We start from the raw sequence: 10,348 nt of genomic DNA, 5'->3' as shown, positions 1-10,348 counted from the left end.
ACAGAAGTTGCGGGATTACCTTAAGCGGGTAGCCGCCGAACTGCACGAGACCCGGTCCCGACTGGACGAGTTGCGGGAGCGGAACACCGAACCCATCGCGATCGTTGGCATGGCCTGCCGCTTCCCGGGCGGCGTCCGTTCGCCGGAACAGCTCTGGCGGCTCGTCTCGTCCGGGATCGACGCAGTCGGTGAATTCCCGGCCGACCGCGGCTGGGACGTGGACGGCCTCTACGACGCGGAACCGGACCACCCGGGGCACACCTACACCCGCTCAGGCGGCTTTCTGGACGGCGCGCTCGACTTCGACGCGGACTTCTTTGGCATCTCTCCACGTGAGGCCCTTGCCATGGATCCGCAGCAGCGGTTGTTCCTGGAGACGACCTGGGAGCTGTTCGAACGGGCCGGTATCGACCCGGCCACGCTGCGTGGAAGCCGCACCGGGGTGTACGCCGGCTGCGTCACCAGCGACTACCAGGTGGTGCTCGCCGAAGCCCCGGGAGAGATCGAGGCGTATCGACTGACCGGCTCGGCACCCAGTGTGGTGTCGGGCCGGGTGGCTTACACCTTCGGCTTGGAGGGGCCGGCCATCACAGTGGACTCGGCATGCTCGTCCTCGCTCGTCGCACTCGACTTGGCCGTGTCGGCGTTGCGTGGTGGCACCTGCTCCCTCGCAGTCGCCGGAGGCGTCACCGTGCTGTCCACCCCGACAGGCTTCGTGGATTTCAGCCAGGTGCGCGCTTGTGCGCCGGACGGACGGTGCAAGTCCTTCGCCGCAGCGGCGGACGGAACCGGCTTTGCCGAAGGCGTCGGGCTGGTGCTGTTGGAGCGGTTGTCAGACGCCCGCGCGAACGGCCACCAGGTGCTCGCCCTGGTCCGCAGCACCGCGGTGAACCAGGATGGTGGCAGCAACGGCCTCACCGCGCCCAGCGGAGAGTCTCAGCAACGGGTGGTACTCGACGCCCTGCGCACCGCCGGGCTGTCTCCCAAGGATGTCGATGTGGTGGAGGCCCACGGCACCGGGACCCGTCTCGGCGACCCGGTCGAGGCGCACGCGTTGCTGGCCACCTACGGCCGAGACCGAGCCGAACCACTGCTGCTCGGCTCGGTCAAGTCGAACATCGGCCACACCCTGGCGGCGGCAGGGATGGCAGGGATTATCAAGATGGTCCTCGCCATGCGTGCCGGGACCGTGCCCAGGACTCTGCACGTGGACCAGCCGACGCCGATCGTGGACTGGTCCTCAGGCGCGATCCGGCTGGTCACGCAGGAAACGCCATGGCCGGACACCGGACGTTCGCGCCGCGCCGGAGTGTCTGCTTTCGGGATGAGCGGTACCAACGCGCATGTGATTCTCGAACAGGCCCCGCCGGTGGCGATCGACGTCGCGGGCACCGGTGGCATGCACACGGCCCCGGTCCCGCTGATCATCTCCGCGCGCGGTGACGCGGCGCTCGCCGCGCAGGCCGGCCGGCTCGCGTCTTTCATGGCCGAGCGGCCGGACCTGCCCCTCAGCGCGGTAGGAGCGGCCCTGGCCGCCCGCCCCGCGTTGCCCAGCCGCGCGGTGATTTTCGGTGACGATCCCGCGGACGTACTGGCCGACCTGACCGCGCTGGCCGAGGGTCGACCGGCGGCCAACCTGGTGCGTGGAGCGGCCAGGGAGCGCGGGGCACCGGTGTTCGTGTTCGCCGGGCACGGCGCACAGTGGCCCGGCATCGCATCCGAACTGCTGACCCGCGCACCGGTGTTCGCCGAATCGATGCGGGAGTGCGCGGCGGCGCTTGCCCCGTATGTGGACTGGCCCATCGAGACCGAACTGGCGAAAGCGCTCTGCGACGAGGACGCGATGGAGCAGCTCGACGTGCTCCAGCCCGTGCTGTGGGCGGTCATGGTGTCGCTCGCCCGGATGTGGCGATCCTATGGGGTCAACCCTGCTGCGGTGATCGGCCACTCCCAGGGCGAGGTGGCCGCGGCCTGCGTCGCGGAGGCACTGTCGCTTTCTGAAGGCGCGCGCGTGGTTGCGGTGCGCAGCAAGGCCCTGGCCGGACTCCCGGCCACCGGCGCGATGCTCGCTGTGGCACTGCCGGTGGGCCAGATCGAGGCGGAACTAGCGGCATTCGGCGGCCGGTTGTCCGTGGCCGCGGTGAACGGACCAGAGGCCACTGTGGTGTCCGGTGCTGCCGACGCCTGCCAGGAACTGCTGGCCCGATACAAGGCCAGGGGCGCCCGCGTCCGCCTCCTGAATGCGCCCGGTGCCGGTCACTCGGCACAAGTCGAACCGGTGCGCGACATCATTCTTGCGGAATTGGCCGGGCTGGCGCCCAAAGCCCCGACGGTACCGTTCTACTCCACGGTTACCGGCGGCAGACTCGGCACTGACCTGGACGCCGACTACTGGTATCGGAACCTGCGTGAGCCGGTGCGGTTCGACCGCGCCGTCCGCACCGCGCTGGACGGTGGGCACCGGGCCTTCGTCGAGGTGAGCGGGCAACCGGTGCTGACTGTCGGCATCGAGGACCTGGCGCACGTTGCTGAGATGGACGCAGTGGTCATCGGCACGCTGCGGCGCGGCGAGGGCGGACCGGAACGGATGGCGACGGCGGCTGCCGAGGCGTACGTGCACGGCATCAGCGTGGACTGGTCGTCGTCACTGCCGGACACGTCCGAGCCGGTCGACCTGCCGACCTACGCGTTCCAGCCCCGGCGGTTCTGGGTCGAGGACACCACCTCCGGCCGGGTCCGCGAACATCAGCCGCCGGGGCCGGCGTCGACGCTCACGGAGCGGACCGGCGTAGGGTTCCTCGCCGACCTGGCACCGGCCGATCAGTACAGGCAGCTGCTGGACCTGGTGCGGGCGGAAGTCGCCACGCTGCTCGGACACGAAAGCCCGGACGCGGTCGACCCGGACCGCGCATTCCTGGAATTAGGCATGGACTCCGTCGTCACGGTAGCGCTGCGCAATCGACTGGACTCGGCCACCGGCCAGCGGCTGACCGTGCGCCGACTCTTTGACCTGCGCACCCCGGACGCACTCGCCCGACATCTGCGCAGCGAACTGTTCGCTACCGACCGCGCCGACGACGGCAGACCTGGAGGCCCCGGCGAACTGCGTCGCGCGGCCGCGGCCGCGGCCGACGATCCGGACCAGGCGGCCCTGTTCGGTGCGCAGGTGGACGCGGCGGCCGCGCGCCTGCCGCGCTTCGACGCTGCTGATGCGCGGGACATACCGATGCCGTACGACCTCGCCGCCGGCCCGGCCGAGCCGATGCTCATGTGCTTCCCCACCGTGCTGGCAACCTCAGGTGCCCACCAGTTCGTGCGGCTGGCGACGGAGATGACCGGTCAGCGTGAGGTCTGCGCCTTCGAACTGCCGGGCTTCACCGGCGCCGGGCGGTTGCCCGCCTCGTGGGCGTCGCTGGTCGACGCAGCGGCCACGGCGGTATCGGCGAGGGCGGACGGGCGAGCGATCGCACTGGCCGGCTACTCCTCGGGCGGCCTGCTCGCGCACGCGGTGGCAGCCGAGCTGGCTGCGCTCGGCACCCCTGCCGAGGCGCTCGTGCTGTTGGACACCTACCCGCCGGGCCCGCTCACCCTGGACGGGTTGCCGCCGGCGCTGCTGTCGGGTGTGGCGCGCGGACTGGAACTGCTGGAAGCCGACGACCGCCGAGTGGCCGCGATGGGTGGCTACCTTCCGCTTATCGGCCAGTGGCAGCCCAGCGACCCCGTCGCGCCGACCCTGCTGGTGCGGGCCGCCTCGGCGCTACCTGGGAATACGCCATGGCGAGTGCCACAGTGGTACGTGCCCTGGCCCGGCGGGCACGCGGTCAGGGAGGTGCCCGGCGACCACTTCACCCTGCTTGAGGAGCATGCCGCGGACACCGCGGCCGTGCTGTCCGACTGGCTGGACGACCTGACCGGTGCGCGCGACCTGGGGCGGTCCGCATGACCGCCCGGACTGCTGTGCTCGTGGTCGGCGCCGGACCGGTCGGGCTCGCGGCAGCGGCCGAACTCCGCCGGTTCGGCGTTTCCGTACGGGTGGTGGATGCTGCCACCGATCCGGCAACCGGGCCCCGCGCCATGCAACTGTGGCCGAGCGGGCTTGCCGTGCTGGACGATCTGGACATGCTGCGCGAGGCCGGCCGACTCGGCCAGCCGATACGCGCGATGCGATTCCGTCTGACCGGTCGCCGCCGGTTCGACCTCTCGCTCGGCACTGCCGACCAGCCCTTGCTGCTGCCGCAACACCAGACGGAGGAACTACTGGAACGTGCGCTGCGCGGGTTGGGCGGCAGGGTGGAACGTGGCATCCGGGTGACCGGGGTCGAGCAGGACGCGACCGGCGTGCGGGCTCACACCGACGGGCCGGACGGCCTGGGCGTGATCGAGGCGGATTGGCTGATAGCCGCCGACGGCGTGCGCAGCACCGTGCGCGCCGCGCTGGCCGTCGAGTTCCTCGGTGAGCAGGTGCCGATGGCGCTCCTGCTCGCCGAGGGCACGTTGACCGAAGACATCGAGCACGGCGTCGTGCACTATTCCATGTCCGACAAAGGGTCCCTGGTGTTCGCGCCGATGCGGGACGGGAAGGTACGGATCTACACGGCTGTCCCGGCGGGCACGCCGTTGACCGAAGAGACCGTGCAGCGACTTCTGGACGAGCGCGGGCCGAGCGGCATGCGTTTGGCGCGGTTGGACGTGGCGCGCGAGTTCACCAGCGCCGAGCGGATCGCATCACGGCTGCGGGTAGGCCGGTGTTTCCTGGCCGGAGATGCCGCCCACACCCACGCACCGCTCGGTGGTCAGGGCCTGAACCTGGGGCTCCAGGACGTGCGTAACCTGGCCTGGAAGTTGGCAGGCGTGGTGAGCGGCGCGCTCCATCCGGACGTGCTGAACACTTACGAGCAGGAACGCCGTCAGGCGGCTGAGCAGACCGTCCGGGCCACCCACACCATGCTTCGTGTCTTCACGCTTCCCCCGTTGGCGGCGAAGGTGCGTGACTTGGTCTGGCAGGGGCTGGAATCGGCCGGCGTGCTGCGGCGGTGGTTCGTTCCGCTGCTCGCCGGCAGACGGGTGCGATACGCGCTGCCCGGACCCGGTCGGCAGGCAGGCGCCCGGGCCCCGCAATGGGCCATGGCGCATTCGGTCGACGGCCGGCTGGTGCTGGTCACCGGTGGCGCGGCCGCAGACTGGGCGCGATCTCTGGCGGCGCGGTGGCCGCGGCTGGTGGCACACCATACGGCGGCCGGGCGTGGCCGCCACCAGCGCGGTTTTCTGTTGGTCCGACCGGACGGCCACATCAGCGCCAGCGGCGCCGGTGCGGCCAGCCGGGAGGCCGTGGCGCGGCTGCTCGGTGCGCTGGACGGCACAGGGAGGGTGTTGGGCGACGCGGAGAAAGCCGACGATCAGGGAATTCACGATGCCGACCACCGTTAGGGTGCGTTTCGAAAGTGGATCTTTATGATGCATTGCCTTACTCAGGAGGTAATCGTCTCGCCCTAGGTCCAGAATTCTTGACGCCCAAATGACGCTCGGTCACTCCGCGCCGTTCGTCCGGGCAGGTCGATGGTCAGCGCCGCTGTGATCTCCGTCAGCGTGGTGAAGGAGGAGAGATCCGTGTCGAGGATCCGCTTGATTCTGCGGAGTCGGTTGTTCACGGTGTTGGGGTGGACACTGAGGGACTGAGCGGTGCGGGCCCGGTCCAGGTCGTGATTGAGCCACATGTGCAGGGTGGCGACCAGGTCCGGGTGTGCGCGCAGTGGAGCGATGCGCGCCGTGAGGGCGGCTCGTGCCGGGGAGGGGCGGGGGAGCTGGAACGCCAGGGCGTGGTCGGCGATGCGGTGGACTCGCTCGTGGGGAGCGCCTTTGGACGTGCGCGCCGGCCGGATCAGCTCCGTGCCGGTCAGGGCCTGTCGGGGCAGCTGGGCGATCTCGGCCGCGTCGGTCAGTGAGGCGACGATGTCCAGCCGGGTGTCGGTGTGCGGGGCCAGGTGCAGGACCCGCGCTCGCTCGGCCACGGCGGCGTCGGTCTCGTCCTCCGTCACCGGCAGCAGCACCAGGCCGTGCTACGCGTCGAGCACGGACAGGACGCCGTGTCCGCCGTGCCGGGCCAGTGCCGTGGCCGGCAACCGGACCCGTCGGTGGACGGTGCCCTCGTGCGAGACCTGGTTGCCCGGTGCGGACGTCGCGGGAGTGCGACGCCTTCCTGGGCCGTATCCGCGACGCCGCGGGCCCTCGTGCTGCGCCTGCTGGGACCCGCGCCGCCGTGGGGGTGGACCGGGGCGGCGCTCGCCTTCCTGGTGGGCACCCTCTTCGTCGCGCGGTCCGACGTCTTCCCGCCGGGTGGCGGCGTCTCCTGGCCTCGGCGTTTCGCTCAAGTTGCGTCCGCATCTTGGGCAGGAATGCGAAGTTCCTTTGAAATGGGGCGATATGGCTTGTCGAAGGACCCCGAGAGCGACCTGATCGGCGTGGACCGGGAGCCGGTGGCCGGGCAGGTGTACTTCCTCGGCTCTATCAAGCCCCGTCCGGGCCCGCCTTCCGGCGCACTTCATAGGGGGGTGTGGGATGAATGTGCACTGCGAAGAGTAATTGCGCCGCTGCCGTACGAAATCGCGGACGGCGTCGTCCAGGCAGATCAACAGCTCTCCACCGCCGGGCAAGGAGGGCCGGGAGGACTCGGTACGCTATGCTCCGATCACCGTCCCACCTGGCGCTGGCAGGCTCCGTAGCCGTCGCGCAGGCCTCTATAGAAGGCGCGACGGTTCACGAACGGAAGGATGACGATGGCGGGTTGCTCAATAGCGGCGATTTCCTGGGAGCGAATACACCTTGCTCTTGTTGTGACGGTTTCGGACTTCACTGGAGATCCTAGTACTCTCCGGTTCCTGATTGTTGACAACGAGCGCGAATTCCCGGTGAACTCTCGGCAAATCGACGCCGGACAGCACCGCTTGGAGATCAACGTCACCAACTTTCAGAACCGGCGCCAGGTGCCCAACGGCACGTGGCGGATCGTCCCGGTGGCCGGTGATGAGCGACTGCCCGCCGCCACCTTCGACCTCAAGGCCGCGGACCGGCTCGACGTCGACTCCCGCACATTCCTCTACGACCGCAACCGCTCCGTTTACGTGATCGCGTTCGGGATTTCGGACGACGACGAGAACCCCGAGTTCCTCATGCGGACGTACCAGTTGTTCCGCGGTGCGGGGCCGAGCAAGAATGCGGTGAAGAAGCCGCTCGGCAAGCGAATAGCGCTGAAGGTGCTGCCGCGGGCCCGGCGCCGCAAGATCGCCAACCGCTTCTACTGGGCCGCGCGCCGCCTGAATCCCCCGCGCGGCAACCGGATTCTGTTCGCCTCCGAAATGCGCACCGCCCTCGGCGGCAACCTGGAGCGTGTCCACGACCGGATGATCGAGCGGGGTCTCGACAAGAAGTACACGTTCCGCCGCTCGTTCCGGGTACCCGCCACGGCGAACAAGCGGAGCACGCTTCGTCTCATCTACCTGCTCGCGACGTCGGACACCGTGCTGATGGACGACTACTTCGGGCTTCTCGGAAACCTGAGCATTTCGCCGGAGACCAAGATCATCCAGCTCTGGCATGCCGGAAGCGGCTTCAAGGCGGTCGGCTACAGCCGGTTCGGAAAGTACGGTTCGCCGAAGCTGTCCAACGCCCACCGCAAGTACACCCATGTCATCACCGGGTCCAAGCATCTTGTGCCGGTGTACGCCGAGGCGTTCGGCATCGAGGAGTCGGCGGTCGTACCGACCGGCCTGCCCCGCATCGACACGTTCCTCGACAAGGAGCGTTCCCAGAAGGTCACTGACGACTTCTTTGCCTCAAACCCGCAACTCCGGGGCAAGAAGATCGTGCTGTTCGCGCCGACCTTCCGCGGGAAGAGCATAGGAGACGCGCACTACGACTACGACCGCATCGACTTCGGGAAGCTCCACGAGGTCTGCGGCGACAAGTACGTCGTGCTCTTCCGGATGCACCACTTCATCACGGAGCCCCCGCCGATCCCCGCCGAGTACTCGGACCGGCTGATGAACTTCGCGTCGTTCCCCGACACCAACGATCTGCTGCATGTGACCGACGTGCTCGTCACCGACTACTCGTCGGTCATCTACGAGTACACGCTGCTCGACAAGCCGATCCTGTTCTACGCGTACGACAAGGACACGTATTCGGTGATCCGCGGATTCCACCGCGACTACGACACCGTCGCCCCCGGCAAGATCTGCGTGACCTTCGACGAGCTGCTCAAGGCTCTGCAGGACGAGGACTTCGACATCTCGAAGGTCGAGGAGTTCCGGCGGGAGAACTTCGACTACGTCGACACCAACTCGGCGGACCGCGTGATCGACTGGCTGGTGGTCGGAGATCACGGTGGCAGGGACACGGGCGGCCAGCACCGGTGGCTCGATCCCGTCCCGGATGACACGACGGTGGGCGACCAGCCGCTCAGCGACCAGTCAGAGGAATAAGTTATGAACGTTGCATTGCTTTTCGCCGGCGGCATCGGGTCGAGGATGAACACCCGCGCCCTCCCGAAGCAGTTCCTGGAGGTCCAGGGCAAGCCGATCATCATCCACACCCTCGAGCACTTCGAGGCGCACCCCGAGATAGACTGCATCGCCATCGCGATACTCGCCGAGTACCGCGAGCACATGGTGAAGCTGCTGAAGCGATACGAGATCCAGAAGGTCAAGTGGATCGTCGACGGTGGCCGGACCGGTCAGGAGTCGCGGCACAAAGCCCTCGAGACGGTCGCCGCGGACTGCCCCGATGACACCGTCGTGCTGATCCACGACGGCGTGCGGCCGCTGATCGACGCCAAGTTGATCAGCGCCAACATCGAGTCGGTCCGGGAGCACGGCTCGGCCATCACCTGCACCAAGTTCAACGAGACCGTGGTGTCCAGTGAGCACGAGCACATCGACGACGTGATCCCGCGCGACCACATATACGCCGCCCAGGCCCCGCAGAGCTTCCGGCTCGGCGAGATCCTCTCGCTGTACGACCGGGCGGTCGCGGAGGACGAGCACGACACCATCGACTCGTGCTCCCTCATGCACCGGTACGGTCACAAGATCTACCGCGTGGTCGGCCCCCGCTCGAACATCAAGATCACGACGGCCGAGGACTTCTACCTGTGCCGGACGTTCTTCGAGATCCTTGAGAACCAGCAGATCGTAGGTACGTGATTTCAGTGACCACCGTCTCCAGCTCGGTCGTGGCGCACGACCTCGATGAGATTCTTGACCGTGACCTGCCGTGGAGTGAGCTTTCCGGCCGCACCGTGCTGGTCACCGGCGCGAGCGGCATGCTGCCGTCGTACGTCGTCTACACCCTGCTCGCACTGAACGACCGGCACGGCGCGGGCATCACCGTGCACGGTCTGGTGCGGAACGAGGAGAAGGCCAGACGGCTGCTCGCGGACGTGCTCGACCGCCCGGACTTCCACCTCGTCGTCCAGGACGTGGCGACGCCGCTCGAACTGTCCGGCCCCGTCGACTACGTGATCCACGGGGCGAGCGCCGCGCGGCCCGCCCTGCACGGCAGCCAGCCGGTCATGACGATCAAGGCGAACCTGCTGGGCACCTTCCACCTGCTCGACCTCTGTGTGGCGAAGGCCAGCCGCGGATTCGTGCTGATGTCCTCGGCGGAGGTCTACGGTGCCCAGTCCCCGGAGACCGAGCTCATCGACGAGCAGAGTTATGGCGGCTTCGACATCCTCAACCCGCGGGCCTGCTACGCCGAGGGAAAGCGCGCCGCGGAGACGATCTGCGCGACCTACCAGGCGCAGTACGGCATCGACAGCCGCGTCGTCAGGTTCGGTCACGTCTACGGGCCGGGGATGGCGCTCGACGACGGGCGGGTGCAGGCCGACTTCGCGGCGAACGTGGTGGCCGGCAAGGACATCGTGCTCAACAGCGACGGTTCCGGCGTACGGACCTACACCTACGTGGCCGACGCCATCGCGGGGCTGTTCTATGCGCTGCTCTGCGGTGACCAGGTGGCCTACAACGTCGCGGACCCGTCCGGTCTGGTCTCGATCCGGCGGCTGGCGGAGCTGTTCACCGAGGTGCGCCCGGAGCGCGGGCAGCAGCTCCGGTTCACCAATGAGTCCGACGCGCGCTCCTACAGCCTGACGAAGAAGCAGGGTTTGGACAGCGCACGGCTTGCAGCACTCGGCTGGAGCCCGGTGGTCGATCTGCCGACCGGGCTGGACCGCATGGTGACCCATCTGGAGTCGAGCGCCCCGGGCCTTTAGCGAATCCCGCGTCGGTGCGCCACCGACACGGATCTACGGAAATCGCCAGGACACAAATTGCCTCGGGCGCGGACGAAAGTC

The 10,348-nt window shown here is 68.4% G+C and carries 5 protein-coding genes and 1 pseudogene; 5 read left to right on the top strand and 1 reads right to left on the bottom strand.

Translation table 11 applies throughout. The features are described 5' to 3' along the window. Position 1: 1 nt before the first annotated feature. Both ACFU8Q_RS10495 and ACFU8Q_RS10490 read left to right on the top strand, forming a co-directional pair. Positions 2-3,943, top strand: a pseudogene (locus ACFU8Q_RS10495) (type I polyketide synthase); the annotation flags it as partial. Then, positions 3,940-5,427, top strand: a complete 1,488-nt coding sequence (locus ACFU8Q_RS10490) for an FAD-dependent monooxygenase (RefSeq protein WP_384450741.1) — start codon at positions 3,940-3,942, stop codon at positions 5,425-5,427. The pseudogene ACFU8Q_RS10495 and the gene ACFU8Q_RS10490, both read left to right, overlap by 4 nt. Positions 5,428-5,489: 62 nt before the next feature. Here ACFU8Q_RS10490 and ACFU8Q_RS10485 read toward each other — a convergent pair whose 3' ends face one another. Further along, the gene (locus ACFU8Q_RS10485; protein ID WP_384450738.1) at positions 5,490-6,047 is read right to left on the bottom strand and encodes a PucR family transcriptional regulator; all 558 of its coding nucleotides are present in this window, start codon (positions 6,045-6,047) and stop codon (positions 5,490-5,492) included. Between the two features lie 858 nt (positions 6,048-6,905). Between ACFU8Q_RS10485 and ACFU8Q_RS10480 the strand changes: the two genes are divergently transcribed. From ACFU8Q_RS10480 to ACFU8Q_RS10470, 3 genes are read left to right on the top strand one after another with little or no spacing between them, the layout of a single operon-like run. Then, positions 6,906-8,477, top strand: a complete 1,572-nt coding sequence (locus ACFU8Q_RS10480) for a CDP-glycerol glycerophosphotransferase family protein (RefSeq protein ID WP_384450735.1) — start codon at positions 6,906-6,908, stop codon at positions 8,475-8,477. A gap of 3 nt (positions 8,478-8,480) precedes the next feature. Next, on the top strand, positions 8,481-9,197 hold the full coding sequence (locus ACFU8Q_RS10475) for a 2-C-methyl-D-erythritol 4-phosphate cytidylyltransferase (RefSeq protein ID WP_384450732.1): 717 nt from the start codon (positions 8,481-8,483) through the stop codon (positions 9,195-9,197). Then, entirely contained in the window at positions 9,194-10,267 is a 1,074-nt protein-coding gene (locus ACFU8Q_RS10470) for an NAD-dependent epimerase/dehydratase family protein (RefSeq protein ID WP_384450729.1), read from the top strand. The genes ACFU8Q_RS10475 and ACFU8Q_RS10470 overlap by 4 nt, the downstream gene beginning before the upstream one ends. Positions 10,268-10,348: the final 81 nt, after the last annotated feature.

This window comes from Streptomyces sp. NPDC057543 (assembly GCF_042801895.1).
Classification (GTDB): domain Bacteria; phylum Actinomycetota; class Actinomycetes; order Streptomycetales; family Streptomycetaceae; genus Streptomyces.
The sequence above is the reverse complement of the archived record's forward strand: the minus strand, read 5'-3'. Positions and strand labels throughout refer to the sequence as shown.

Bases quoted from the DNA above. Each gene is read 5' to 3' on its own strand.
- ACFU8Q_RS10490 (WP_384450741.1), top strand. From the start codon at position 3,940: ATGACCGCCCGGACTGCTGTGCTCGTGGTCGGCGCCGGACCGGTCGGG.
- ACFU8Q_RS10475 (WP_384450732.1), top strand. From the start codon at position 8,481: ATGAACGTTGCATTGCTTTTCGCCGGCGGCATCGGGTCGAGGATGAAC.